At 60.8% G+C, this 26,851-nt stretch carries 18 protein-coding genes; 5 read left to right on the forward strand and 13 right to left on the reverse strand.

What is annotated here, in order from left to right; all coding sequences use genetic code 11:
- Nucleotides 1-75: 75 nt before the first annotated feature.
- The 4 genes from MKZ87_RS26220 to MKZ87_RS26235 form a co-directional block, all read right to left on the reverse strand.
- Entirely contained in the window at nucleotides 76-978 is a 903-nt protein-coding gene (locus tag MKZ87_RS26220) for a hypothetical protein (RefSeq protein WP_256574656.1), read from the reverse strand.
- A 21-nt stretch (nucleotides 979-999) separates the two neighbouring features.
- Nucleotides 1,000-3,219, reverse strand: a complete 2,220-nt coding sequence (locus MKZ87_RS26225) for an alpha-xenorhabdolysin family binary toxin subunit A (RefSeq protein ID WP_085702448.1) — start codon at nucleotides 3,217-3,219, stop codon at nucleotides 1,000-1,002.
- 233 nt (nucleotides 3,220-3,452) lie between these two features.
- Complete coding sequence (locus tag MKZ87_RS26230; protein ID WP_085702531.1) at nucleotides 3,453-4,154, reverse strand: tetratricopeptide repeat protein; 702 nt, start codon at nucleotides 4,152-4,154, stop codon at nucleotides 3,453-3,455.
- 57 nt (nucleotides 4,155-4,211) lie between these two features.
- Nucleotides 4,212-4,892 (reverse strand): Fe2+-dependent dioxygenase, encoded by a 681-nt coding sequence (locus tag MKZ87_RS26235; protein ID WP_085698411.1) that lies wholly within the window; start codon nucleotides 4,890-4,892, stop codon nucleotides 4,212-4,214.
- A gap of 207 nt (nucleotides 4,893-5,099) precedes the next feature.
- Here MKZ87_RS26235 and MKZ87_RS26240 point away from each other — a divergent pair, with 207 nt between their 5' ends.
- Together MKZ87_RS26240 and MKZ87_RS26245 are read left to right on the forward strand one after the other, a co-directional pair.
- Nucleotides 5,100-7,421: a TonB-dependent receptor gene (locus tag MKZ87_RS26240; RefSeq protein WP_085702447.1), complete on the forward strand. Its 2,322-nt coding sequence runs from the start codon at nucleotides 5,100-5,102 to the stop codon at nucleotides 7,419-7,421.
- A 132-nt stretch (nucleotides 7,422-7,553) separates the two neighbouring features.
- Complete coding sequence (locus MKZ87_RS26245) at nucleotides 7,554-10,082, forward strand: PepSY domain-containing protein (RefSeq protein WP_085702446.1); 2,529 nt, start codon at nucleotides 7,554-7,556, stop codon at nucleotides 10,080-10,082.
- A 59-nt stretch (nucleotides 10,083-10,141) separates the two neighbouring features.
- Here MKZ87_RS26245 and MKZ87_RS26250 read toward each other — a convergent pair whose 3' ends face one another.
- Genes MKZ87_RS26250 through ptsP form a run of 4 tightly spaced genes read right to left on the reverse strand, consistent with a single transcriptional unit; the run spans nucleotide 10,142 to nucleotide 17,290 of the window.
- A complete protein-coding gene (locus tag MKZ87_RS26250) occupies nucleotides 10,142-11,683 on the reverse strand; it encodes an alkaline phosphatase D family protein (protein WP_085702445.1) in 1,542 nt (513 codons plus the stop codon).
- A 59-nt stretch (nucleotides 11,684-11,742) separates the two neighbouring features.
- Entirely contained in the window at nucleotides 11,743-13,476 is a 1,734-nt protein-coding gene (locus tag MKZ87_RS26255; RefSeq protein WP_085698407.1) for a PTS fructose-like transporter subunit IIB, read from the reverse strand.
- A gap of 11 nt (nucleotides 13,477-13,487) precedes the next feature.
- Complete coding sequence (gene pfkB / locus MKZ87_RS26260; RefSeq protein ID WP_085702444.1) at nucleotides 13,488-14,429, reverse strand: 1-phosphofructokinase; 942 nt, start codon at nucleotides 14,427-14,429, stop codon at nucleotides 13,488-13,490.
- Nucleotides 14,429-17,290 (reverse strand): phosphoenolpyruvate--protein phosphotransferase, encoded by a 2,862-nt coding sequence (ptsP, locus tag MKZ87_RS26265; RefSeq protein ID WP_227234434.1) that lies wholly within the window; start codon nucleotides 17,288-17,290, stop codon nucleotides 14,429-14,431. Before ptsP ends, pfkB begins: the two co-directional genes overlap by 1 nt.
- A 306-nt stretch (nucleotides 17,291-17,596) precedes the next feature.
- Between ptsP and cra the strand changes: the two genes are divergently transcribed.
- Nucleotides 17,597-18,592, forward strand: coding sequence for a catabolite repressor/activator (gene cra, locus MKZ87_RS26270; protein WP_085702442.1), 996 nt, complete (start codon nucleotides 17,597-17,599; stop codon nucleotides 18,590-18,592).
- 3 nt (nucleotides 18,593-18,595) lie between these two features.
- Nucleotides 18,596-19,372: a TatD family hydrolase gene (locus MKZ87_RS26275; RefSeq protein ID WP_085702441.1), complete on the forward strand. Its 777-nt coding sequence runs from the start codon at nucleotides 18,596-18,598 to the stop codon at nucleotides 19,370-19,372.
- On the opposite strand, the gene MKZ87_RS26280 is transcribed toward MKZ87_RS26275, so the two are convergent.
- The 5 genes from MKZ87_RS26280 to MKZ87_RS26300 form a co-directional block, all read right to left on the reverse strand.
- Nucleotides 19,373-19,762, reverse strand: a complete 390-nt coding sequence (locus MKZ87_RS26280) for a hypothetical protein (protein ID WP_085698402.1) — start codon at nucleotides 19,760-19,762, stop codon at nucleotides 19,373-19,375.
- A gap of 153 nt (nucleotides 19,763-19,915) precedes the next feature.
- Nucleotides 19,916-21,946, reverse strand: coding sequence for a methyl-accepting chemotaxis protein (locus MKZ87_RS26285; RefSeq protein ID WP_085702440.1), 2,031 nt, complete (start codon nucleotides 21,944-21,946; stop codon nucleotides 19,916-19,918).
- Nucleotides 21,947-22,103: 157 nt separating this feature from the next.
- Nucleotides 22,104-22,937 (reverse strand): regulatory signaling modulator protein AmpE, encoded by an 834-nt coding sequence (gene ampE / locus MKZ87_RS26290; RefSeq protein ID WP_085698400.1) that lies wholly within the window; start codon nucleotides 22,935-22,937, stop codon nucleotides 22,104-22,106.
- Nucleotides 22,934-23,494 (reverse strand): 1,6-anhydro-N-acetylmuramyl-L-alanine amidase AmpD, encoded by a 561-nt coding sequence (gene ampD, locus MKZ87_RS26295; protein WP_085698399.1) that lies wholly within the window; start codon nucleotides 23,492-23,494, stop codon nucleotides 22,934-22,936. Before ampD ends, ampE begins: the two co-directional genes overlap by 4 nt.
- Nucleotides 23,495-23,558: 64 nt before the next feature.
- Entirely contained in the window at nucleotides 23,559-25,748 is a 2,190-nt protein-coding gene (locus MKZ87_RS26300) for a DUF1631 domain-containing protein (RefSeq protein ID WP_085702439.1), read from the reverse strand.
- A 254-nt stretch (nucleotides 25,749-26,002) separates the two neighbouring features.
- Between MKZ87_RS26300 and nadC the strand changes: the two genes are divergently transcribed.
- Complete coding sequence (gene nadC / locus MKZ87_RS26305; RefSeq protein ID WP_011332412.1) at nucleotides 26,003-26,851, forward strand: carboxylating nicotinate-nucleotide diphosphorylase; 849 nt, start codon at nucleotides 26,003-26,005, stop codon at nucleotides 26,849-26,851.

A 26,851-nucleotide genomic window follows, 5' to 3' on the forward strand; every position in this document is an offset into this window, starting at 1 on the left:
ACGGTTACCGGGATAGCGAATTCTTTTTCATGAAGATCAAGAGCGTCTTTCCCGGTAATCCGTGAAGAACCTTTTTTATTTGCGCAGCCAGCTCTCAAGATGATTGAGCATGGTCATGAACTCATCGGCGCCCTCTTGCATGGCGGCCAGCTGGAAATTCAACTCGCCGAGTTTCGATGCGCGCTCTGCCCTCAACAAGTCGTAGTACAACATTTCGATGCGCAAGCCGGTTTCTTCGAGAAACACGCTGATGTGCGAACTCACGGAAGCCAATCCGTTAAACAACACCGCTACATCAGCTTTGTATTCAGCGGCCCTGACTACCGGATCCGCTGACGAATAAGCTACGTCCCAAACCGGCGACGTGCGCGCTTCACGAAACAACTCCTCAACCACTGCGGGTTGGTTATGGCACTGGCACGAGCGATGATCCATCGCCCTGCCAAACACCGACTTGAGCCCGAACGACTCGTCATGCACCTCGACGATTGTGTATTTCAGTTGGCCTATCGCTGCCCTCAACGAGTAAAAACGAAGCGCGAGTTCGTGAACGAGCTCCGGGACATTCGTAGGGGGAAACAACCTCCAGGTCGGCGACCTGGATAAGCTGTACAACTTGAAATCCACCTGACTGAGGGGCTCGTTCCTTGAAGTATTGCGGCTAATTTCCAGCGATTCGGCAGTGAACGCAGCCAGATCCGCGACGTAAGTACTGCACAGGCGCCGAACCTCTTCGGTGCGCTGCCAGAACTCCTGCAAGTAGCGTGCATTGAAGCTGGCGTTGTTCAAACGCGAATCGCTGGCCCGTACTGCCAGTTGATGACCGCTGGCTCTGCGGCGCTCAAACACCAAAGGAATGTTGTTGAAGGTTGGGTGAAGAGAACCGAGAAAAATTGTGTATCGATCCAGCACGCGTCGTTGCGTTGTGGAGAATTCATAGGCAAGTGTTTTCATGAGTGACAGGGAAGCGGTGAGCATGTCGCCCACCGCCTCGACTCCTTACTGCTGAACAGTTTTCAGGTACTGCCTGACATCGGCAATCCGGGTGAGTGCGGCAGCCGTCCGCTGCTCGGCAGGCTGCGATTTGTCCTGTTGGAAGTCTCGGGCGAAGGACTCGAATACAGCCACCAGATTCGAATACTCATTCACGTAACTCCAGCGCTCTTCGTCCAACTGGTCGAGCACTTGCACCAGCTGAATCTTTCCATCGATCTGGTAGATATCGTTGACGTGCTTCTTCAACTGCGCCCTCAGATCAGCTGCCTTATCCTTGAGCTGGTTGTAACCCGCCAGCATGTTCAGATAGGAAATAGCCTCGCCGATACCCGCGATCATTTTTTTCAAGGTATCAATGGCAAACAGTGCAATCTGAACCTGCGGTGGCGCCAGCCCCAGTGCTTTCAGGTTATCCAGCGTCAATCGGGCTTCCTGACCGATTTTCTCCACCCCGGCTTTCGCGATCAGTTCGAGCGCTTCAGACACCGATTCCATCTGCTTTTCGAAATCGGCGATTTTTTCTTCCGACTTGACCTTCAATGCCTCCGTGAACGCCCGGTCCTGCTGCAGCGTCACAATCCATTGCGCCGAAGCCGATCGGTCATAAGCCGTACTCAAGCCGTTGTGCGTCATCTTCAAATCGTTCGCGTGCTCGGAGACTTTCATCGATACATTCTTGAGCTCGGTTTCCATTTCTTCGCGGATTTCATCCCCTTCTTCAGGATATTTGAGGAGATCGCTCTGAGACATTTTCAGCCTGTTCTGCGCACGCTCCAGATTGATCCCTGTCGTCTGGGCCTGATTACGAAGTTCGAATGTGGCCTTCTGGATAGCCACCGTCAGCCCATTCATGGTGCGGACGGTACCTGGCAAATAATTGAATTGCTCACCCAGCATTTGCGCAGTGACATTACTTGCCTGAACCGAAGCACTGTGTACACGCAGTGCCGCGACGTCAAAATCAGAAGAAGTCAAATCATCCTGTAGCGATAACATCATTGTGTTGCTCCTGAATACTGCAAAGCCGTTTCCATACTCTTTTTCTGCCGCTGCGAACACACCCAGCAGTTGATCAGAAGCTGTTCTTATTTTTCGCCACGGATCAATGATGGAGAAAATCTGATTTTTGAACATCCTGAAATTAGTTGCTGTCACAATACCATCAATATCTTCAAAAGAACCTTTGAGGTAAGTACTCAGAGCGTTCCAGACCAGCATCAGATTTTGAGTTGCAACTTCTGCTTCAATCGCAACGTAGCTGAGGTTCTGCAGGTCATCACGCACCTTGTTCAAGGAACTTAGTGTCTGACTCTTGCTGGCCATCTTCTGATTGGCAGACTGTTGTTCTGTTTTTAGCTGGTTTCGCTCCTTGCGGATCTTTTCGGCTTTGACGCCCTGGTAGATACCGAGTATCAAACCACCAATGTTAAACGTCGCCGCAGATCTGATTGCTTCCTGAACCAGCTGATCATATTGCTTGTTGAGTTCATCAATAGCTTTGGAGCGCTGGTCAATTTCGCCTTGCAGAATCTGGATGTCGGCCTGGTAGGTATTACGGGACACAAACTCCAGTCGCAACCTGATCGCCGGCAAGACCGTCTCGCGCATATCGGTGCCGAAACTGTCGAGCTCCTCTCGGACTCGTTCGGCCTTACTGTGGGCCGCTGTCACCTTGTCCAGAATGGTTTTGAGGTGAGACTTGACCTCAAGGGCGTCATCGGCAGGGAAGTTCAGGCTTGGAAGGTTCGGGAACCTGCGCTCCAGTTCCTGATACTCCTCCGGCGTGTAGATATCGTAGTTTTCCAGGTAAGAGGATGAAGGCTGGTCATTGTAGATCTCTTGAATTGCTGCACCTGCGCCAAGAATGCTACCGGCAAATACCTTCAGGTCAGTCCCGGTAAGCATGATTTTTTCACGCAACGGCGACCAGCGTTTCGCATGGTCGTAGGTGCAGACGAAGGTCCTCTGAAAGTCTGCTGCCTTGAGACCAACGCCCCCCGCATCCCCGGCACCATAGTTCAGATAGGCAACGATATCTTCCAGCCGAACAGGAAGTGACAGCCCCAAAACTTCATACTTACGCAGGCCGATAATTTGTTCCTTGGTTAATTGAATACCGGGGTCCCGATTGTATTCTTCATCTTCACCAAGCGAAGCATTTACAAACATCAGAGGCGCTTTTGCGGCGATCTCGACAATTTTGCTGTCCATCTTGAATTCCATAAGAGACTCCTTGTCTTCTTCGGATATTTAATAAAAGTTATTTTAGAAACGACATCGCCACTCAACTCACTTCAACTTTAGCGCCGACATCGCAAAACAACCTTAGGACAGCAAAACACCAATCAACAAGCATTCAAATATTAGCAATCACGACAAACAAGCCATTCACCCGAATACTTACCCGAGAACAGCCACATCAACTTGATGAAAACAAATAACCGCGAAGTAAATGCTTACAAAGCAACTAACTCTGCCAGCCGCAACTTATAAGCGTCTGCCATTGCACGGATTCGAGGATGTTGTGCATTCAACAAAGACACGCTGGCGACTCGCAGGAAATTCACATTGCCCGCGTCCAGCGCCTTGCGCAGCCAGCCAAGAGCGTCATCAATGCGTCCCTCATCGGCAAGTATCGCGGCGTAACTGAACTGTCCTCGAAAATCGCCGCCCTCAGCCGCTCGACGATACCAGTCACGCGCCGTTGGCAGATCTTGCGGACAGTGACGTCCTTCTTCCAGATACCGACCCAACAGGTTCATCGACTTGGCATGTCCCGACTCGGCAGCGCTGCGGTACAGGGCGAGGGCCTGCGCCTGGTCTTCGGGTATTCCACGTCCGGTGGCGTGCAGATTTGCCAGGTTGTACATCGCCCAATCCAGCCCCGCGTCGGCGGCCGCCTGGTAATGGCGCGCGGCGAGTTCGGCGCTGGCCACACAACCCCATCCGTGTTCATGACAGCGGCCGAGCATGTTGCGCGCCATCAGATGACCTTGCCCTGCGGCGATTTCAAACCAGCGCACTGCCAGCGGCTGATCCTGCGCAATCCCGTGGCCATCGAGCAAAATCTGCCCAAGCAGCGCCTGCGCTTCGAGCACGCCCTCACCCGCTGCGATCAGAATCGCCTGAGCCGCACGGGCCGGGCTTTCTTCGAGCATGGCCGTGAGGCGTTCGCCGTCGAGGACTTCTTCGCGACGTAACCGAAAGTCCGCCACTTACACCTCGACCCAGCGACGCAGCAGATTGTGATAGGTGCCAGTGAGGCGGATCAACGAAGGATGATCGGGCATGTCCTGGGTGAGTTGCTGGATCGCACCGTCCATCTCGAACAGCAACGCGCGCTGGCTGTCTTCGCGCACCAGGCTTTGGGTCCAGAAGAACGAGGCATAACGCGCGCCGCGAGTGACCGCATTGACCTTGTGCAGACTGGTGCCGGGGTACAGCACCATATCGCCGGCGGGCAGTTTCACCCGTTGGGTGCCGAAGGTGTCCTGGATTTCCAGCTCGCCGCCGTCGTAGTCCTCGGGTTCGCTGAAGAACAGCGTGGCGGACAGATCAGTGCGCACCCGCTCAATGCTGCCCTTGGGCTGGCGCACTGCGTTGTCGATGTGGAAATCGAAGCTGCCGCCCGCCGTGTAGCAGTTGAGTAACGGCGGGAACACTTTGTGCGGCAGCGCGGCGGACATGAACAGCGGATTTTTCCACAGGCGTTCAAGCATTGCGGCGCCGATTTCCTTGGCCAGTGGATGGCCTTCCGGCAGTTGCAGATTGTGCTTGGCCTTGGCCGATTGATAGCCGGCGGTGATCTTGCCATCGGCCCAGTCGGCCTGTTCCAGAGCCTCGCGGATGCGCCGCACTTCGTCTTTTTCGAACAGAGCGGGGATGTGCAGCAGCATGGCAATGTCACCTGATGGCAAAGAGGCGGCAATGGTATTGATTCTTATTGGCTGTGTAAAACCCGCTAGACGAATGAACTGGCAAAAACCGTAAGGTTAAATTGTAAAGAATGTAAATTCAGTGCGAATAACAATGTTTCGCAATTGATACGAATACCTGTTTACCCTATATTCCGCCGCCTCAAATCCTTGGGGAGGGGAATAAAAATGGCACGTCAACAAGCACAATTACCGGTCGGTTCACCACGTCTGCTCGCTTCCGCCATCGGCGTGGCCATCACCGCCGGCTCCGCAGGCCACATGGTGTTTGCCGCCGAAAAAACCGACAGCAAAGCCACCGGCAATGCCATCGCCCTGGACGCCACCGCCATCACCGGCGAAGCCCAGGACTCGACTTCCTACCAGGTCGAGAAAGCCTCCTCGCCCAAGTACACCGCGCCGCTGGTTGATACACCGCGCTCGGTCACCGTTATCCCGCAACAAGTCCTCAAAGACACCGGCGCCCTGAACATGCAGGATGCGCTGCGCACCGTACCGGGCATTACCTTCGGTGCCGGTGAAGGTGGCAACCCGCAGGGCGACCGTCCGTTCATCCGTGGTTTCGACGCCCAGGGCGACACCTACCTCGACGGCGTGCGCGACACCGGTTCCCAGAGCCGCGAGATCTTCGCCGTGGAAAACATCGAGGTCAGCAAGGGCCCGAACTCTGCCATCGGCGGTCGTGGCGCAGCCGGCGGCAGCATCAACCTGGTGAGCAAGAAAGCGCACCTGGGCAACTCGTTCGACGGTGGTTTCACCTGGGGCTCCGACCAGACCCAGCGTTACACCCTGGATGGCAACTACCAGTTCAGCGACACCGCTGCCGGCCGTCTGAACCTGATGAGCCACGAGAGCAACGTCGCCGGTCGCGACAAGGTCGACTACGACCGCTGGGGCATCGCGCCGTCCCTGGCCTTCGGCCTGGGCACCGACACCCGCGTCAACCTCGACTACTACCATCTCGAAAGCAATGACACGCCGGACTCGGGCATCCCTTACACGATTCCTGCCGGCGGCTCGGCGGCGCGTACCAAGTCCAATCCGGACAAGCCGTACGCCGGTGGCGATCACAGCAACTTCTACGGTCTGGACCGCGACTTCCGCAAAGGCCGCACCGATACCGCGACCTTCGCCATCGAGCATGACCTGAGCGACTCGCTGACGATCAAGAACACCCTGCGTCACGGCACCAGCATGCAGGATTACATCCTGACCCAGCCGGACGACAGCAAGGGCAACGTCAACAACGGCAGCGTCTGGCGTCGTGCGAACACTCGCGTGAGCAACACCGAGACCACCACCAACCAGACCGATCTGTTCGGCGACTTCTACCTCGCCGGCTTCAAGAACAGCTTCTCCACCGGTGTCGAATACACCCGTGAGGAAAGCAGCAAATCCTCGTACAACGTCAACACCGACACCACGCCGCGCACTTCGGCCGTGACCACCAACTGCAATCCGGGCCTGATCGGCGCTGCCAGCGGCTACAACTGCACCTCGCTGTCGAACCCGAACCCGAACGATCCGTGGAACGGCGCGATCTCGCGCAACTACGCCGGCACCGACACCCAGTCCGATACCTACGCGCTGTACGTATTCGACACTCTGGAACTGTCCCGGCAATGGCTGGTGAACATGGGCCTGCGTTACGACCACTTCGAAACGGGCTACAACACCTACAACAACGCTGGCCGCACCACCTCCAAGGGTTCGGACACCAGCGAGTTCGTCACCGGTCAGTTCGGCATCGTCTACAAACCGGCCGAGAACGGCAGCATCTATGCGTCCTACGCCACCTCCGCCACACCGCCGGGCAACACCCTGGGTGAAGGTCAGGAAGGCAACCCGCTGGGCGGCACGCCGGATCGTAACGGCAACCTGCTCAAGAGCGACATGGAGCCGGAAACCACCAAGAACTACGAAATCGGTACCAAGTGGGATTTGCTGAACGATCGCCTGTCGCTGACCGCCGACATCTTCCGCACCGAGAAAGAAAACGCGCGTGTCCAGGTGGATACCACCTCGTACGAAAACGCCGGCAAGACGCGTGTACAAGGTATCGAGTTGTCCGCCAGCGGCAAGATCACCGACAAGTGGCAAGTGTTCGCCGGTTACGCCTACATGGACAGCGAACAGGTTGACGGTGGTGACCTGCCGGCCAACAAGGCCAACAACGGTAACGAGCTGCCTAACACGCCGAAAAACAGCGCCAGCCTGTGGACCACTTACCAGGTCACGCCGAAGCTGACCATCGGTGGCGGTGCGTTTTATGTGGATGATGTGTTCGGCAACGTGGCCAACACCACCATGGTCGACTCCTACGTTCGCTACGACGCGATGGCTGCGTACAAGCTGAGCAAGAATGTCGACCTGCAACTGAACGTGCAGAACTTGACCAACGAGACCTACTACGACAAGGCCTTCTCGACTCACTTCGCCAACCAGGCGGCGGGCCGTACGGCATTGCTGAGTACCAACTTCCACTTCTGATCGAAGTGGGAAGTATCGAGCCCCGTTCATTCATTTGAGCGGGGCTTTTGTGCGTAATAAAGAACGTTTCTCGATAAGCCACGGCATAATGCGCGCCGTGAACACCATTTCCGAACGGACAAGGCAAGCGACGTGTTGAAGAAAACCCTGTTCCAGTTGCACTGGTTTTTTGGCATCACTGCCGGGCTGGTGCTGGCCCTGATGGGCATCACCGGCGCTGCCTATTCGTTTCAGGACGAAATACTCAAAGCCCTCAACCCCTCCGTGTTGCAGGTGGAGAAACAGGTCGCCGGCGTCCTGCCGCCCGCCGATCTGGTGGCGCGGATCGAAGCGGCCTCGGGCAAGAAAGTCTCGATGCTCTCCGTCGAGACCGAAAGCGGCAGCGCCGGCCGCGTCTGGTTCACCCCGCCCAAAGGTGAGCGCCGTGGCGAGATGCGCTACTTCGATCCCTACACCGCCGAGTTCAAGGGCAACGTCACGGGTCAGGATTTCTTCGGTCTGATGCTGCAACTGCACCGGTTCCTCGCCATGGGCGATACGGGCCGCAACATCACCGGCGCCTGCACCCTGCTGCTGCTGTTTTTCTGCCTGTCCGGCCTGTACCTGCGCTGGCCGCGCCAGTGGAACAGCTGGCGCGTCTGGCTGACCCTCGACTGGAAGAAAAAGGGCCGCAGCTTCAATTGGGATCTGCATTCGGTGTTCGGCACCTGGTGCATGCTGGTTTACCTGCTGCTGGCACTGACCGGACTGTCCTGGTCCTACGAGTGGTACAACAAAGGCCTGACCAGGTTGCTTTCCGACGCGCCGCAAAACGAGCGCGTGCGCGGCGGTCGCGGCCCGGCCCCCGAAGGGCCGGCGCCGACTGCCGATTACGCCGCCATGTGGATCAGCATCTACAGCGCCGCAGGTCCAGGCCTCGCCTCCTACAACATCCGTATGCCGCCCGTGGCCGGCCAACCGGCGACCGTGTTCTATCTGCTCGACAGCTCGCCCCATGACCGCGCGCTGAACCAGATCACCCTCGACCCGGCCACCGGCGTCGTCAAACGTGTGGATCGCTACGCCGACAAGAGTTTCAAGGCGCAATTGCTGACCAGCATTTACGCGCTGCATGTCGGCAGCTATTTCGGCCTGGTCGGGCGGATCATCGTGACCGTCGCGGCGGTATTGATGCCGCTGTTCTTCATCACCGGATGGTTGTTGTACCTCGATCGTAGGCGCAAGAAAAAGCAGATCAAGGATGCCCGCAAAGGCCTCGACCAACCGGCCGGCGATACACCGGCGTGGCTGATCGGCTTTGCCAGCCAGAGCGGTTTTGCCGAGCAACTCGCCTGGCAGACCGCCGGCCAGTTGCAGGCGGCCGGATTGCCGGTGAAGGTGCAGCCGCTGGCCAATGTCAGCGAGCAGGATTTGCGCGAATCGAACAACGCGCTGTTTGTGGTCAGCACCTTCGGCGATGGCGAAGCGCCGGACAGCGCTCGCGGTTTCGAGCGCAAGGTATTGAAAAACGCCTCGACCCTCGACAGCCTCAACTACGCCGTACTCGGCCTCGGCGACCGTCAGTATCAGCACTTCTGCGGTTTCGCCCGGCGCCTGCATCAATGGCTGGGCGAGCACGGCGGCAAGACCTTGTTCGCCCCGGTGGAAGTCGACAGCGGTGATCCTTACGCGCTGCGTCACTGGCAGACACAGCTGGGCCAAATCACCGGACAAGCGCCGGTCGACACCTGGCAGGCGCCTAGCTACGAAAACTGGACGCTGGTACGTCGAGAACTGATGAACCCGGACAGCAGCGGCGCCCCCGTCTTCCTGCTCGGCTTGACCGCACCGACCTCCCGCAGCTGGCTGGCCGGCGATCTGGTGGAAGTGCTGCCGCGCAACTGCCCGTGGGCCATCGAGCACTTTCTCGACGGTCTCGGCATCCGTGGTGAAACCAGCGTCAAAGTCAACGGCCTGGAAGAGTCGCTGGAGGTCGCCCTCGCCACCCGCCAACTGCCCGAGCACCGCGCCCATCTGGTGGGCCTGCATGCTCAGGCACTGGTCGATGCAATGGTGCCGCTGGCCATGCGCGAATACTCGATCGCCTCGATTGCCGCCGACGGCGTGCTGGAGCTGATCGTGCGTCAGGAACAGCATGCCGACGGTCGTCTCGGCATCGGTTCCGGCTGGCTGACCGAGCATGCTCCGGTCGGCGGCAGCATCAGTCTGCGCGTGCGCCGCAACAGCGGTTTCCATCTGCCGAACGCTGCGGTGCCGATGATTCTGCTGGGCAACGGCACCGGCCTCGCCGGTTTGCGCAGCCTGCTCAAGGCGCGGATTGCCGACGGCCAGCAGCGCCACTGGCTGCTGTTTGGCGAGCGCAATCGCGAGCACGATTTCCTCTGCCGTGCGGAGCTGGAAGAGTGGTTGATCAACGGCGATCTGGAACGCCTCGATCTGGCGTTCTCGCGGGATCAGGCCGAGAAGATTTACGTGCAGGATCGCCTGCGCGAATCGGCCGGCGAGTTGAAGAAATGGCTGGCGGACGGTGCAGTGATCTACATCTGCGGCAGCCTGCAAGGCATGGCGTCAGGCGTGGATCAGGTGCTCAATGAAGTGCTGGGCGCCGAAGAGGTCGAACACCTGATCGAACAGGGTCGCTATCGCCGCGACGTTTACTGACCACACACAGTAACTGTGGGAGCGAGCTTGCTCGCTCCCACAAATTGTTTGCGGTGAACTCAAGTCGGTTGCAGTTTTTGCTCAAACACCGCAACCCCCTCCAGATCCCGCAACACCACGCTCATCTCCCCGCTCTGCCCCTCGATGTTCACCTCACCGAAAAACTGAAACCCGGCAAACGGCGAGGCGTTCTGTACCGCCGGCGCCTTCTCGAACACCACTTGCGGGCCAAAGGTCTTGTCCAGCGGATTGGGCCCGAAACTGCCGGCGTTCAAGGGCCCCGCGACAAACTCCCAGAACGGTTCAAAATCCTGGAACGCCGCGCGATCCGGATGGTAGTGATGGGCCGCGCAGTAATGCACGTCCGCTGTCAGGAACACGAAATTGCGTACTTGTTGCGCGCGCAAAAAGCCCAGCAGCTCGGCGATTTCCAGCTCACGCCCCTGCGCCGGACCGGGGTCGCCGTTGGCCACCGCTTCCCAGCGCGCAACACCGGGGCTGACCTCGCCATCCGGCACGCCAAGACCGATCGGCATGTCAGCGGCGATGACTTTCCACTGAGCCTTCGAGGCCTTCAATCCGCGTTTGAGCCAGTTCAGTTGCTCGCGCCCGAGGAACGGTTTTTCCGGCCCGAGATTGTCATCGTTGGCGCCGCGATAGCTGCGCATGTCGAGCACGAAGACATCGAGCATCGGCCCATAACTCAACTTGCGATAAATCCGCCCGCCACCATCCGCTGCCTGACGGCGCATCGGCGAATATTCGAGCCAGGCCTGACGCGCACGGCCGACCAGGGTGTGGATATCCTTTTCCTGATAGCGCTCGTCGAGTTGTTTGCCCGGCGACCAGTTGTTGACCACTTCATGGTCGTCCCACTGCCAGATCTGCGGCACTTCGGCGTTGAAGCGACGGACGTTTTCATCCATCAGGTTGTAGCGGTAATTGCCGCGATAGTCATCGAGGGTCTGGGCGACTTTGCTCTTGGCTTCGGTGGTGAGGTTGCGCCAGATCCGGCCACCCTCGGTGGTCAGTTGCGCCGGCACCGGGCCGTCGGCGTATATGGTGTCGCCGCTGTGGATAAAGAAGTCCGGCAGGCGCAGGCGCATCGCTTCATAAATGCGCATGCCGCCAATATCGGGGTTGATGCCGAACCCCTGGCCGACGGTGTCACCGCTCCAGACGAAACGGAGATTGCGCCGCGCTGTCGGCGCACTGCGCAAATGGCCGAGCCACGGTTCGCTGGTGACGCCGGTGCGGGCATCCTTGAAATACACGCGGTAGAAAATCGCCTGATCGGCGGGCAAGCCCGAGAGTTCGACGCGGGCGGTGAAATCGCTACGGGCATCGGCCAGCGCCGAGACGACACGGCGCGGGTGGCGGAACTGGCTGCGGGTGTCCCACTCCACCACCATCTGCGCCGGGCGGTCGGCGCGGCTCCAGATCATCGCGCGGTCGCCCTGCAAGTCGCCGGATTGCACGCCGTCAGTGAGTTGCGGTCGATCCTTGACCGACGCGATGACTGCCGGCGCCAGCCCCGGCATCAGCAGTCCGGCGCCGACGGCTTGCATCACGCGCCGGCGACCGGGATTGAAATCGCTCATGGTGTTCTCCCTGAAAAAAGGAAAACTTAAGCACCGCTAGATGAAAGGGGTGTGACACCTCAGGCCTTCGCGGGCTCCAGCGCAAGTTCCACAGCCTCCGGCCGCTTGACCAGCGCATACACCACCGCCGTCAGCAGACTGCCCGCGACAATCGCCAGCAGGTACAGCAGCGCATGGTTGATCGCATTCGGAATCGCCAGCACGAACAGTCCACCGTGGGGCGCCATCAGCTTGCAGCCGAAGTACATCGACAGCGCACCGGTCAGCGCACCGCCGGCAATGCTTGCCGGAATCACCCGCAACGGGTCTTTCGCGGCAAACGGAATCGCCCCTTCGGAAATGAAGCACAACCCGAGCACCAGCGCCGCTTTACCGGCCTCGCGTTCAGTCTGGGCGAACTTGCGTCGGGCGATGAACGTGGCGATGCCCAGACCGATCGGCGGCACCATGCCGGCGGCCATGGTCGCGGCCATCGGTGCATAACTCTGCGAGGCCAGCAGCCCCACCGAGAACGCGTAAGCAGCCTTGTTGATCGGCCCGCCGAGGTCGACGCACATCATGCCGCCCAGCAACACACCGAGCAGGATCGCGTTGGTGGTGCCCATGCTGTCGAGGAAATGCGTCAGCGCCGCGAGCATCCCGGCCACCGGTTTGCCGACCACGTAAATCATCACCAGCCCGGTGAACAGGCTGGCGAACAACGGGATGATCAGAATCGGTTTCAGCGCTTCCAGACTTTGCGGCAACGCCACATAGCGACTGATCGCCTTGGCCGCGTAGCCCGCGATAAACCCGGCAGCGATCCCGCCGATGAAACCGGCGCCCAGGGTGCTCGCCAGCAAACCGCCGATCATCCCCGGCGCGAGTCCGGGACGGTCGGCAATCGACCAGGCGATGTAACCGGCCAGCAGCGGCACCATCAATTTGAACGCGGTCTCGCCACCGATCTGCATCAGCGCCGCCGCCAGCGTGCCTTCTTCCTTGAAGGCGGTGATGCCGAACACGAACGACAAAGCGATCATCAGACCGCCTGCCACCACCATCGGCAGCATGAACGACACGCCGGTCAGCAGGTGTTTGTAGACGCCACTTTTCTCCTGTTTGGCCGGCGCTTTGCCGTCGCTCGCAGCACTTTCCTGCTTGCCTTCGGCCAACGCTTTTTTCAGCGTGGCTTCGGACTGCTTCAACGCAATCCCGGTGCCGCAGCGGTAGATTTTCTTGCCGGCGAAACGCTCGGTGGCGACCTCGATGTCCGCCGCCAGCAGCACCACGTCAGCCTCGGCAATCGCCGCTGCGCTCAGCGGGTTTCGCGCGCCGACCGAGCCCTGGGTTTCGACTTGCAGGTCGTAGCCCAGACGCTTGGCGGCTTGCTGCAAGGCTTCGGCGGCCATGAAGGTGTGGGCGACGCCGGTCGGGCATGCAGTGACAGCGACCAGGCGCGGCGCTTGGGCGCTGGCAACCACGGGCGGCGTTTCGGCAGCGACGTAAACCTCGGCCTCGACGGCGCCGCGCCGCAGCACGCCTTCGACATCCTGCAGGGCTTGCGCCGGCGCGATCCGAAAGACTTTCTTGCCGATGAACCGGGTCATGTCCACAGGTCCGGTGGCCACCAGCAACACCCACTCGGCGGCCTCGATGGTGGCCGCCGACAACTCACGTTCCGGGTGCGCCGCATCCACCACTTCGACGCTGGTGCTCCAGCCCTGACGCTGGGCCGCGGCATCCAGCAACCGGGCGCACAGCACACTGGTGACCATGCCGTTCGGGCAGGCCGTGACAATGGCTAATTTCATGACAAACCCTCTTATTGTTCTGTCAGGGGGCGCACGCGCACGCCCTGTTCGAGCTGCGTCAGTTGCGCAGCATCGTGAATACCGAAACCGATCTGGGTCACCGCCTGCGCCGCAATGGCGGTGGCCGTGCGCAGGGTTTGTTCCGGCGTGTCGGCGCTGAGCAGACCGTGAAGCATGCCCGCCAGCAACGAATCACCGGCACCGACCGTGCTGGCGACGCTGACCTTCGGCGGCGTCGCATGCAGCGCCGAGCCGACACTGAACCAGTTCACACCTTCGGCGCCGTGGGAAATCACCACATGCTCGATACCCTGAGCATGCAGCCGATTGGCTGCCTCGGCCTGAGACGCGCGGGACACCACCTCACAGCCCAGCGCATCGGCCAGCTCTTCGGTATTCGGTTTGATCAGCCACGGACCGGCCTTGAGCGCCTCGCGCAAAGCTTCGCCGCTGGTGTCCAGGGCGACTTTCAGGCCCAACGCCTTCAAGCGCTCCACCAGTTCGCGCAACCACTGCGCACTGACGCCGCGCGGCAGACTACCGGCCACCACCACCGCGTCATGCCCCGGCGCGATCTGCACCAGACGATCCAGCAATGCCTGTTGCGCCACCACGCCGACCACCGGGCCCGGGCCGTTGATGTCAGTGATGCGGCCGTCCTGTTCCGCGACCTTGATGTTGCTGCGGGTCTCGCCGGGCACCCGGATAAACGCATCGGTGAAACCGCGCCTGGCGAACAGGTTTTCGAATGCTTGCAGATTGTCCTCGCCGAGAAAGCCGCTGACCGTCAGTTGATGACCGAGGTCGGCCAGCACTTGCGCGACGTTGACGCCCTTGCCGGCGGCGTGGGTGTGCATCGCGTCGCTGCGGTTGACCTGACCGGCCTCAAGGCTTGGCAACTGCACCGTGAGGTCCAGCGCCGGGTTGAGGGTCAGGGTAAGAATCTTGGCCATTACAGGGCCTCCACTAATGCGCGCACTTCGTTGGCGCTGCCCACGGCCAGGGCTTGTTGAGCAAGAGTTTGTGCCTGGGTCAGGCTGAGTTCGCGGATGCGTGCCTTGACCTCGGCGATGCTGCGCCCGGAGACGCTCAGTTCATCCACACCGAGGCCGACCAGCACCGGTACCGCCAGCGGATCCGCCGCCAGCTCGCCGCACACACCGACCCATTTGCCATGGGCATGGGCCGCGCGCACGGTGATGTCGATCAGTTGCAGTACCGCCGGATGCAGACCGTCAGCCTGGGCGGACAGGGTCGGATGACCACGGTCGATTGCCAGCGTGTACTGGGTCAGGTCGTTGGTGCCGACGCTGAAGAAGTCGACTTCTTTGGCCAGCACCGGCGCCAGCAACGCGGCGGACGGCACTTCGATCATGATTCCGAGTTGCAGGTCGGCAACCGGAATTTCCAGACGCAGGCGTTCGGTCATGTCGCGGGCCTGGCGCCACTCTTCGACGCTGCCGACCATCGGGAACATGATCCGCAACGGACGGTTGTCTGCCGAACGCAGCAAGGCGCGCAACTGCGCTTCCATGATCTGCGGACGCTGCAAGGTCAGGCGAATCCCGCGCACGCCGAGGAACGGGTTTTCTTCCTTGGCGATCGGCCAGTACGGCAGCGGTTTGTCGCCGCCGACATCGAGGGTGCGCACCACCAGCGGCCGACCGGCAAGGCCATCGAGGACGCGGCGGTATTCGGCTTCCTGAGTCGCCTCGTCCGGCGCCTGTGGATGAGCCATGAAAATCAGCTCGGTGCGCAGCAGGCCGATGCCTTCGGCGCCTTGCTCCACCGCGCTGATCACACCGGCGCTTTCGCCGATGTTGGCGAACACTTCAACGGCGTGACCGTCGCTGGTGTGCGCCGGTTGGTGGCGTTGTTCGGCGGCGGCTTTCAGGCGTTGTTCGCGGGTGTCGCGTTCTTCGCTGGCGCGTTGCAGGGTCACGGCATCCGCATCGACGTGCAGGCGACCGCGCTGGCCGTCGAGCAGCAACGGCGTGCCCGGCTTCAGCAGCAACACTGCAGCACCCGCGCCGACCAGCGCCGGAATGCCCAGCGCGCGAGCCACGATGGCGCTGTGAGCGGTGGCGCCACCACGGGCGGTGAGAATCCCCGCGACCCGCGCCGGATCCAGACGCGCCACGTCGGACGGGCCGACCTCATCCATCACCAGAATGTACGGTTGCTCCGGCTCGGCGGGCGTCTGCACGCCACACAGTTGCGCCAGCACCCGACGACCGATGTCGCGCAGGTCGGCGGCGCGTTCGGCGAGCAACGCGTCCTGCAACGCTTCCTGTTGTTTAGCGGCAGCTTCGATCACAGCCATCCAGGCTGCTTCGGCGCTTTCGCCCTGCTTGAGGCGGGTGTCGACTTCGTCGGTGAGTTCCGGGTCGTCGAGCATTTCCTGGTGGGTGATGAAAATCTCGCGGATCGCCTTGGCCTTGCTGCGTTCGATCAGGCCCTGAATGTCCTGGCGCACGTCGACCAGCGCATGCTTTAGACGCTCGCGTTCGATAGCGGCGGACTCGCCGCGCAAGGGGTAATCGATGGTTTGCTGGACCTGAATGTGCGCCGGGCCGATGGCGATGCCGGGGGCAGCGGGGATCGCTTGCAGCAGGCTGCCGGAGGCCGGGGCGCTCAGGACTTCTGCAATGTCCGTAATCACTTCGCGCTGTTGACTGACTGCAGGCAACGGTTCGACTTCTTCACCGAGGCCTTCTTCAATAGCGCTCAGCAAGGCCGGCAGCGCATCGGCAGCGATGCTCGGTTCGGCAATGATTTCCAGTACCTGACCGCGACGGGCGCCGAGGCTCAGCAGTTTGCTCAGGCTCTTCACCGACACGGCGCTGTCCCGACCGTCGACAATGCGCACACGGATTTCACCGTCAAAACTTTTCGCCAGTTGCGCGAGGATTTTCGCCGGTCGCGCGTGCAGGCCATGGGCGTTGGCCAGCGCAATTCGCGCGCTCGGCCAGTCGGCCGGCAACTCACCACCAAGCACTTCGAGGACTTTGCGGCTGCTGGTGGCGCGGCCCAGTTCATGGCCGCGACCTTCGATCAGCAACGCGCACAAACGCTCAAGCAACGCCTGATGCGCTTCACCCAGGCTGGCCAGACAGAACAGCCCGCTGAGGGGCTGGCCGAGGTAGCGCATCGGTTTGTCCGGCGTGACGAAGGCCAGGCCCGGACGCTTCACGGTCTGCTCGCTGTGCAGCCACCACAGGCCATCGCCCAGCGGCAGCGCTTCAACTTGCTGCAACACACCGGCGAAACCGTTGCTCACGCAATCGGCCTGGCGCAGCAGACGCGCCCCGCGCCAGACCAGTTCTTCGAAATCGTCGGCGGAGACCCCGAGGCCGATCATCTGCGCATCCAGCGCCAGCTCTTGCGGCGCACCTTGCAGCAGTTTCAGCAGTGCTTCCGGCGAACTCGCACGACGCAGGGCCTGACCAAGATCGGTCTCGCCGAGGGCGCGGGTCAGCAATTGCAGCAGGCGCAGGTGTTCGTCGGATTTGGCGGCGATGCCGATGGCCAGATAAACGATCTGGCCGTCGCCCCAATCCACGCCGTCGGGAAACTGCATCAGGCGTACGCCGGTGGCGAACACCTGATCGCGGGTTTCGGGCGTGCCGTGGGGGATCGCAATGCCTTGGCCGAGGAAGGTCGAGCCCTGAGCCTCCCGGGCCTGCAGCCCGGCAAGGTATCCGTCGGCAACAAGTCCATCGGCGACCAGATGACTGGCCAGCAATTGCAAAGCGGCGGGTTTATCCACAGCCGACTGGCCCATGGATATCTGCTCTACAGTGAGCTCGAGCATGCGATCTCCTTTTTGGCACTGTTCAATGCCAGGTATTGTTTTGAATGGTTGCAGCTTAGGCGCTGTAGGCCATCCTTTTCAGGAGGCAGTTTTGGCGGTTTCACGGCAGAACCGGCCAAAGGCGTCTAAAACGTAGAAAATACGCTTGCTGAAACGTTTAATCTAGATTGATCGGCACGTTACTCGATAATGTCCCATCCTTGAAGTCCAACTTGTCGGATGCGCTGCGACAATAGTCGCCTGCCTGAATCGGGTAGGATTGGCGAAAATGTCGCGGCAAGCTCGAAAAAACAAGGAAATCCCGGGTTGAAACTCAGTGATATCGCGCGGTTGGCCGGAGTGTCCGTGACCACCGCCAGCTACGTCATCAACGGCAAGGCCGAACAGCAACGCATCAGCAACGCCACCGTCGAGCGCGTGCGGGCGGTGGTCGATCTGCACGGCTTTACCCCCAATCCACAGGCGGCCGGGCTGCGCAGTCGGCACACCCGGACCCTGGGTTTTATCCTGCCGGATCTGGAAAACCCCAGTTACGCGCGGATCGCCAAACTGCTGGAGCAAGGCGCCCGGGCTCGCGGCTATCAATTGTTGATCGCCAGCTCCGACGATGCGCCGGACAGCGAGCGGCAACTGCTGCAACTGTTCCGCGCCCGGCGCTGCGATGCGTTGATCGTCGCCAGTTGCCTGCCGGCCGGTGACGACAGTTATCGCCAGTTGCAGGCCAAGGGTTTGCCGATCATTGCCATTGACCGGGTGATGGATGCCGAACACTTCTGCTCGGTGGTCAGCGATGACCGCGAAGCCAGCCTGCACCTGACCGAAAGCCTGCTCGACCCGCAGCCGAAACAGATCGTGCTGTTGGGTGCCCGTCCGGAACTGAGCATCAGCCAGGAACGTGCGGCCGGGTTCAAGCAAGCCTTGGCCGGGTTCAAGGGCGAAGTGCTGGTCGAGCACGCCGAGTCTTTCAGCCGCGAGTGCGGCAAGCAGTTGATGGAAGAACTCCTGCAACGCCTCGGGCATTTGCCGGATGCGCTGGTGACCACCTCCTACGTTCTGCTGCAAGGCGTGTTCGACGCGCTGCACGACTTCCCGCTCAAATCCCGCCCGCTGCGCCTGGGCACGTTTGGCGACACCCAGTTGCTGGACTTCCTGCCGCTGCCGGTCAACGCCATGGCCCAGCAGCACCAGTTGATCGCCGACAAGGCACTGGAACTGGCACTGGCGGCGGTCGAGCAATCGGATTACCAGCCCGGCGTGCAGGCCATCGCCCGTACCTTCAAGCAGCGTATTAACCGGGACTGAGCCGTGGAGCTGATCGACAGCCACACCCATCTGGACTTCCCCGACTTCGACGCCGACCGCGCGGCGCTGCTGAACGAAAGCCGCGCCCTCGGGGTGCGGCGAATGGTGGTGCTCGGGGTTTACGAGGGGAATTGGCAGCGGGTGTGGGACCTGGTGCAAAGCGATGCCGATCTGTACGCGGCGTTCGGATTGCACCCGGTCTATCTCGATCAGCACCGGCCTGAAGATTTGCTGGCACTGGGCGACTGGCTGACTCGGCTAAAAGGTCATCGGCAGCTGTGCGCAGTCGGCGAAATCGGCCTGGATTATTTCATCGAAACCCTCGACCGCGAACGCCAGCAGGCGTTGTTCGAGGCACAGTTGCAACTGGCGGCGGATTTCGAACTGCCGGCATTGATCCACGTACGGCGCAGCCATGCGGCAGTGATTGCCACGCTCAAGCGCTTCAAGCTCAAGCGCGCCGGGATCATCCACGCCTTCGCCGGCAGTCGTGAAGAGGCGCGGGAATACATCAAGCTCGGTTTCAAACTCGGCCTCGGCGGTGCACCGACCTGGCCGCAGGCATTGCGCATGCACCGGGTGCTGGCCGACTTGCCGCTGGACTCGGTGGTGCTGGAAACCGACTCCCCGGACATGGCGCCTGCCATGTACCCCGGCATTCGCAATACGCCGGCGCACCTGCCGGCAATCTGCGACTCACTGGCCGCATTGATGAACACCAGTGCGCCACAACTCGCCGCCGCCAGTACCGCCAACAGCTGCGACGTGTTCGGCTGGTAGTCAGTCGGCGTGGGCCTTGGCCGCGTCGAGAATCAGGGTCAGGTGCTGACGCCGCCGGGCGTAACGAATCACCGCGAAGTACACGAAAATCGTGATCAGCGACGCGTTCAACTGCTCGGTGACGCTGAGCAGCCCTACCCATTCCATCACCAGGGCCACCAGCAGCGCGGTGCACACGGTCACGAGCGCACTGGCGCGCAGCAGGCCAAGTGAATCGAGCGAACGCAAGCGTTTGATCTGCTTCGGGCAGCGCAGCTCCAGGTTTTTCTGGCAATGCGCACAGGTGAATGGTTCGTGGATGGATATGGCATTCAGTTGCCAGGGTTTGAGCACCAGCGTGGTCTGGCAGTGGGCGCAGCGGCCCTGGACGCCCAGGGTTGCGACAGACATGTGCATCTCCTCCAAGTGGTCAAAGAACAGAGCTTGGTTCATTGAAGACGAAAAACCAGCGCCCGGAGGAAAACAGGATTTGTCTTACCGATGTAAGCAAACAAGTACTACAAGCCATTCCGAAAAAACCTGCCTCAGAGGAGGCAGGTCGATTCAAACCCGGAACGCGCTGATCAATTGCTTCAACTCGACCACCTGCGCCGACAACGCACGGCTGGCATCTTCAGTCTGATGCGCGCCTTCTGCGGTGCGCTCGCCGGCACGGTTGATCTCGACGATGTTCTGGTCAATGTCATGGGCCACGGCGGTCTGCTGCTCGACGGCGGCGGCGATCTGCTGGTTCTGGTCGACGATCATGCCGACAGCGCCGAGGATGTTTTCCAGCGCCTGCTGGACTTTTTCCGACTGCCCCACCGTGCCGTTGGCCATCTGATGGCTGACGCCCATGGCCTTCACCGCCGCGCCGACGCCGCCATGGAGTTTGGCGATCATCTGCTCGATTTCTTCGGTCGATTGCTGAGTGCGTTTGGCCAGCGTGCGGACTTCGTCAGCGACCACGGCAAAACCGCGCCCCTGCTCACCGGCCCGCGCAGCCTCGATCGCGGCGTTGAGCGCCAGCAGGTTGGTCTGTTCGGCGATGCTCTTGATCACTTCCAGAACGCGACTGATCGACTGGCTGTCGCTGGCCAACTGGTTGATCACCAGCACCGACTGATCGATTTCGCTCGCCAGTGCCGCGATGCTGCCTTGCTGCGACTCCACCAAGCCGCGACCACTGATGGTTTCGTCGTTTACGCTGTGGGCGCTGCTGACCGCTGCCGCGGCACTGCGTGCCACCTCCAGCGATGTCGCCGACATCTGGTTCATTGCGGTAGCCACTTGCTCGATTTGCGTACGTTGCCCGGCGACCGCCTGATTGCTTTGCGCCGAAACATTTTCCACTTGCCCCGCCTGTCGCTCGACCTCGCCAACGGTGTGGCCGACCCGTTCGATCAGGTCATGGATTTTGCGCACCGTACCGTTGAACACCTCGCCCAACTCGCCGAGTTCATCGCGGCTGTTGGCGCGGAAATTCACCGTCATGTCGCCCGCCGCCACTTTGTCCATCATGGCACCGAGGTTTTTCAGGGTGGCGCGGGTGGAGGCGTAGAAGCCGCCGTAGAGATAGAAAATCAGCACGAACACCACCGACAACGCCACGGCTTGCAGCACCATGTGCGTGCGGTTTTGCCCCAGGCGCTGCTGCAATTGGGTGTCGAGGAATTTCAGGGTGGCGTCGTTGAGCTGATAGGTCTGGTCCATCAGCCCGGTGACCTGGTCATAAAACCCCTGCCACGGGGCGTCGAGCGTTTCGGCCATCACCACTTGCTCTTCGATCAGTGTGCCGGCCTGTTTCAGCGACGCCTTGCTGGCATCGGCCGGCGCGCTCAGAGAATCTCGGGCGGCTTTGCTCGAACCCAGCGCGTCCTGCAATTTCAGACCGTACTCGGCCTGCAGTTTTTCGATCTGCACCAGCAGCTCGTCGAAGCGGGTGCTCGACGAGCTGTTGAGAAAGCCCTGGCCCAAGGAATATGAGCCCATCGCCCGACCTTCGCCCAAGGCCTGGGTAACGGCCGGCGTGATCGCGGTGACCAGCTCGCTGAGCTGGCGAATGTCGCTCTGGTTGTCACGGCTCAAACCGGCCTGACTGGCCACGATCTGGCTGAAAATCTGCGCATTGCCCAGCAATTTGCCGATCAGCGCACTTTTGCTTTGCAGGGAGTTTTCCGCTTGCTGGTTCTTGAACGCAGCGATCATTTCATCGCGCTTGGTCTCGAAGAACTTGATCTGCTCCGGATCCTCGGTCATGGGCGTCAACCCTTGCAGGCGTGCCAGGACGTTTTGCTCAAGACTGGTGACCTGCGCCTCGACATTACCGGCCTTGCCGGACTGGCCGAGGGTGACGTTGATCTGCACCAGATTGTTGAGGGTTTCCAGATCCCGACGCAGCGTCAGGCTGCTGCCCAGCAGGTCGAGGCTCTGCAGCTCAACCCGGGTGCCCTGGAATTCGCGATAGGAATCGCGCACCAGATAGAAGTTGGTCACCAGCATTGGCACCAGGAACAGCACGCTGATCAGGCTGAACTTCATGCCGAAGCTCAAGCGGTTCATCAGCGAGACGGCGGGATAGAGCAAGCTCTTCACTGGAAGTCTCCCTTGGTTTTTCTTGTTTTTATTGGCAGGCGCGGGGCGACAGCAGATAGCCACTATCGGGCGCTATCTCTGTATAGCTCAAATCGAAGGGAGGTTTTGTAACTTAAGGTTAACGAGGGGGATTGCCCCCCCTCGTCGCAGTAACGGCTTACGCGAGTACCGTCCACAGAGCAAAGCAGGCATACCACAGCACCGCGGCCCGCAGCAGCAGTTCCCACAGACAGTCGAGGGTGTTGATGCCTTCGGGGCCGACGGCGGCCGGCGGAATTTCCCCGGCAACCAGCCCGACCTTGTTGATGAGCTGGGCGGCGCTGATGTTCCAGTTCAGCAATTCGTGCAGCATCACCCGGCTGACCGCGACGAAATTGCCGACCAGAGCAAGACTCGCCGCCAACAGGCGCACCGGCACCCAGTCGAAGGCGTGACGCAGTTGCCCGGCCCGTTCGGCTACCGCCGGGTTTAGGGCGTTTTCTTCCGCCAGCGCCAGCAAGCGATAGCTCAGTGCCGCGACCGGACCGAGCAGGAAGTACCAGAAAATCACCGCGAAGAAACTCTGATAGGCCTGCCACAACAGATGCTGTTGCACTTGCTCCAGCAATTGTTCGCCGCTTTCGGCGCAGATGTTCAGATCACGCTTGGCCACATGGGCGGCGGCCTGCAGATCCTCACGACGCCAGGCGTCGCGAAACGGCCCCAGTTCGCCGAGCAGATCTCCGCGCCCCAGGCTGTAAATCACCACCAGCAAATGCACCGGCAAGGCCAGCAGACCGTAGGCCACCGGGTCCAGCACCACCAGCAGCAACCCCAGCAGCGCCACCGGCAACAGCACCAGGACGGTCAGCACCAGCCACGGCTGTCTGGCCAGCCCGCCGCTTTCAAGCTTGTGCAGTTCGCGGATCCATCCGCCATCGCGTTGAACCCGTTGGCGCAGGGCCGAGAACTTCTCGATCCAGACCGCCAGCAGTAACACCAGAAAACTCATTGTCCTTCCTCTTGTGCCAGGGCGGCGCGGTAGCGTGCCCAGTCGAATGCGGGTCCGGGGTCGGTCTTGCGTCCGGGGGCGATGTCGCTGTGCCCGCAGATGCGCTCGACAGTAATCGCCGGGAACGCCGCCTGTATCTGCCGGGTCAGCACGGTCAACGCCTGGTACTGCGCATCGGTGAACGGCAGATCATCGGTACCTTCCAGCTCGATGCCCAGTGAAAAATCGTTACAGGTTTCGCGTCCTTCGAACACCGAAACACCGGCATGCCAGGCACGCTCAAGACAGGAGACAAACTGGGTGACCTTGCCGTCACGTTCGATCAGAAAATGCGCAGATACACGCAGGTCGGCGATCCCGGCAAAGTAGGGATGTTCCGTGACATCCAGACGATTCTGGAAAAATTCCTGCACCTTGCCGGTGGCGAACTGCGCCGGTGGCAGGCTGATGTTGTGGATGACCAACAGGGAGACTTCGCCCGCCGGGCGTTCATTGAAGTTGGGCGAAGGGCAGACCTGCACCCCGTGACACCACCCGCTTGCGGGATCCAACTGCATACCGATTCCTTCAACGCCGACTGTGTTGGCGACCAGTATGCCGTGATCGGGCCCCGGCGCGCGATCACTTGCCGCGATTGAGCCGCCGCAGATTGCCGAGCACCGATTCCAGCGCCCGGTCGAACAGCAAGGTGTCATCCAGCGCCCGCACCGCGCCGCGACGAAACGCCAGGGCCAGTTCCGTGCGATCGCGCTCCAGCACTTTCATCCCGGTACGGTCCACAAACACGTATTTGCCGGTGGCTTCGATGATCGCCGCCAGTTTGCAGCGCAGGGTGTGTTCTTCATCTTCCTCGAACGCCACCCAACTGCCCAGGCGCAGCTGATCGACCTGGCGCAAACCTGCATCGTCTGCCGGCAAACGCGCCGGCGTGCGTGGCTGCAGGCCGTCGTCGGCCATCTGCAAGACAATCGTCTGCGATACTTCGATCATTTCCGGCAGTGTGGTCTGATCCGGTTCGCTGGACGGATCGAGCAGGCGTACATGCAGCGCTTCCAGTTCGCTGAAAAAGCCGCTGGTGGCAAACGGATCGAAGGCCGAAGTGCTCAGGCCGTCGCGCAATGACTTGAGCAACCCCGGCACCAGCGCCAGCAGGCGCAGACCCGCTTTGGCGTCGTCGTGGCGCTGCACGCTCCAGATCAATTGCTCCATGGTCTGCACGTCGGCGTGCCATTCGGCGGACTGATCGCCGTGCTTGAGGCAGGTCAGCAGCAACACTTTGCTCCAGGCGTCCTGCACGAATGTCACCACCGACGGTGGCAAGACTTTGCCCAGCAACGCCTGATTCAGCGCCTGCTCGACCCGCCGGCGGGCCAGTTCGGTTTTCGCCCGGCCCTCTTCGGCATCGCGTAAACGCTGTTCAAGCAGTTCGCTGCGACGGCGTTCGTCACTGGTGAACGCGAGGAAGTCTGCCAGCAACTCGGAAAAAATCGCCGGGTCATCGACAAAATCCGTCAGCAGGCGCTGCACCACTTGTTCGATGCGCAGGTACAGGCTGTCGCGCGCATTACCGTCGCACTCCCCCCAGCCCATCGCCGCTTCGGCGATTTCATTGAGCAAGCGGCGGGCCGGGTGGCTGCTGCGGCTGAAGAAGCTTTTGTCGATCACCGCGACCTTCAACATCGGGATCTGCAACCGCGCGATCAACGCCTTGAGCGAATCCGGCAGATTGCGATCATCGAGGATGCAGTCGAAGACCATGGCCACCAGATTGATCACGTCTTCGTCAGCCCCGCCGACAATTCGTGATTTGCCGCTGCGCACGCTAACCCGGGTCAGCAACTGTTCGAGCTGATGGCGCAGATCGAAATCGTCCTGCACCGCCAGCGCCGGCACGTATTGCTGCAAGTGCGAGAGCAGGCGCAGCAGGTCCCGAGTGGAAATCGGCTGGGCGGGAGCGCTGGGTTCCAGGGTCGGCGCAACCGTGCCGCGCACGTGCAGCAGCAACTCCTGCAACGCGGTGAAGACCTCCTGCACGCCCGCATCGGCCTGGGTTTTGTCGATGCCTTCGAATTCGCTCCGCACGCTGGCCACAGCCTGATCGATGGCGCGACGGGCCGGTGCCGGTTTGAGCTCGGGCAACACGCCCGTGGCGCTCAGCAGTTGGTTGGCTTCGGCGTAAAGTTGATCTGTGTCGGCCAGCACATAGCGCTCGAACAGTTTGAGCAGGATCAGTTTGACCTTGATCTCCACCCCCAGATTGCGCCCGGCTTGCAGGAAGTATTCGCAAAGCATCGCCGGACCCAGAGGGTTGTATTGGTCGTCCAGAGTCTTGCCCAACAGCGCATTGAATCGCGCAGTCAGTTGGTCGAGGGCGAAACCGTCGCGATTCAGTACGCGGCCGACCATGGTCTCCACCGCGACTTTACGCTCCATGTCATCGGTGCGCAGGGTGGTTTCCTCATGCTGCAAGGCGTGAGAAAGGACGGTAGGCGCGGGATCGAATTGAGTGAGGCCGATAAAGGCTTCGAAGAACTGCTCGAGAAAACCGCGCTCGATGTGCTTGCGCTTGAGGCGCAGGTCACGCATGGCCTCGAAAAAGATGTTCTGTTCGACGTCATTACGTGCCCGGTCGGCCATTTCGAACAGGGTGTCGTCGGCGTTATCGAACAACTCCTGCAAACCGTTGCGCAGGCGCTGGGCAGCCTTGTCACGAACCTGAAGCAGAATCACAGGCAGGCGGGCGAGCGGCGAGTGAGTCGCCTGATCGGTAGTGGCCTTGTGCAGAGGCACTACATTCCCGTCGTTGTGCATCCAAGCCTCCTGAAACGGTGATTCGCCGACGTCAAAGTCATGGCGTCAAATGCAAGGCGGATTATCTTGCAAAAGATGTCCCCGGCGCCAGAGCCGTCAGGGTTTCCCCTATACGCCGACACCTTGCAGTGACCACGCCGAAATCCGGTTTGCTCAACAAAATCGACCGGATGCAGCGCTGCGTCGCCGTTCTCGCCTTGGGTTGGCCGACGCCATGCCCCTATAATCGGGCCACTTAGTTTGTGGAGCCCGTTATGCCGAATCTACGTCTCGCCGATTTGACCGCCGAAATCGAAGCCAACGTGCGCCGTGCGTTGCTCGAAGACATCGGCAGCGGCGACATCACCGCGCAACTGATCCCGGCCGAACGCCTGGCCAAAGCCACTATCATCACCCGCGACGCCGCCGTCATCAGTGGCACGGCCTGGGTCGATGCAGTGTTCCGCCAGCTCGATCCCCGGGTGGCGGTGCATTGGCAGGTGCGCGATGGGGAACGGGTTTCGCCAAATCAGCCGCTGTTTCATCTGGAAGGCCCTGCACGCTCGCTGCTGACCGGTGAGCGCAGCGCGCTGAACTTCCTGCAATTGCTGTCGGGCGTGGCGACCCGCGCGCAGTACCTGGCGGACTTCGTCGCCGAGACGTCAGTGAAACTGCTCGACACGCGCAAGACCCTGCCGGGCCTGCGTCTGGCGCAGAAATACGCGGTCACCTGCGGTGGCTGCCACAACCACCGCATCGGCCTCTACGATGCGTTCCTGATCAAGGAAAACCACATCGCCGCCAGCGGTGGCATCCCGCAGGCCATTGCCGCCGCGCACAAGATTGCACCGGGCAAACCGGTGGAAATCGAAGTGGAAAGTCTGGAGGAACTGAAAGAAGCGCTGGCCGCCGGTGCCGACATCATCATGCTCGACGAATTGAGCCTCGATGACATGCGCGAAGCCGTGCGCCTGAACGCTGGCAAGGCAAAACTGGAAGCCAGTGGCGGCATCAACGAAAGCACGTTGCTGCCGATCGCACAGACCGGGGTGGATTACATCTCGATCGGCGCGATGACCAAGGATGTGAAGGCCGTGGACCTGTCGATGCGCCTGAGCATCTGA

It is taken from the genome of Pseudomonas sp. MCal1 (genome assembly GCF_026341415.1).
GTDB lineage: Bacteria > Pseudomonadota > Gammaproteobacteria > Pseudomonadales > Pseudomonadaceae > Aquipseudomonas.

Coding starts and splice junctions, on each gene's coding strand:
- MKZ87_RS26220 (WP_256574656.1), bottom strand. CDS start 978: ATGCTCACCGCTTCCCTGTCACTCATGAAAACACTTGCCTATGAATTC.
- MKZ87_RS26225 (WP_085702448.1), bottom strand. CDS start 3,219: ATGGAATTCAAGATGGACAGCAAAATTGTCGAGATCGCCGCAAAAGCG.
- MKZ87_RS26230 (WP_085702531.1), bottom strand. CDS start 4,154: ATGCTCGAAGAAAGCCCGGCCCGTGCGGCTCAGGCGATTCTGATCGCA.
- MKZ87_RS26235 (WP_085698411.1), bottom strand. CDS start 4,892: ATGCTGCTGCACATCCCCGCTCTGTTCGAAAAAGACGAAGTGCGGCGC.
- MKZ87_RS26240 (WP_085702447.1), top strand. CDS start 5,100: ATGGCACGTCAACAAGCACAATTACCGGTCGGTTCACCACGTCTGCTC.
- MKZ87_RS26250 (WP_085702445.1), bottom strand. CDS start 11,683: ATGAGCGATTTCAATCCCGGTCGCCGGCGCGTGATGCAAGCCGTCGGC.
- MKZ87_RS26255 (WP_085698407.1), bottom strand. CDS start 13,476: ATGAAATTAGCCATTGTCACGGCCTGCCCGAACGGCATGGTCACCAGT.
- pfkB (WP_085702444.1), bottom strand. CDS start 14,429: ATGGCCAAGATTCTTACCCTGACCCTCAACCCGGCGCTGGACCTCACG.
- ptsP (WP_227234434.1), bottom strand. CDS start 17,290: ATGCTCGAGCTCACTGTAGAGCAGATATCCATGGGCCAGTCGGCTGTG.
- MKZ87_RS26280 (WP_085698402.1), bottom strand. CDS start 19,762: ATGTCTGTCGCAACCCTGGGCGTCCAGGGCCGCTGCGCCCACTGCCAG.
- ampE (WP_085698400.1), bottom strand. CDS start 22,937: ATGAGTTTTCTGGTGTTACTGCTGGCGGTCTGGATCGAGAAGTTCTCG.
- ampD (WP_085698399.1), bottom strand. CDS start 23,494: ATGCAGTTGGATCCCGCAAGCGGGTGGTGTCACGGGGTGCAGGTCTGC.
- MKZ87_RS26300 (WP_085702439.1), bottom strand. CDS start 25,748: ATGCACAACGACGGGAATGTAGTGCCTCTGCACAAGGCCACTACCGAT.
- nadC (WP_011332412.1), top strand. CDS start 26,003: ATGCCGAATCTACGTCTCGCCGATTTGACCGCCGAAATCGAAGCCAAC.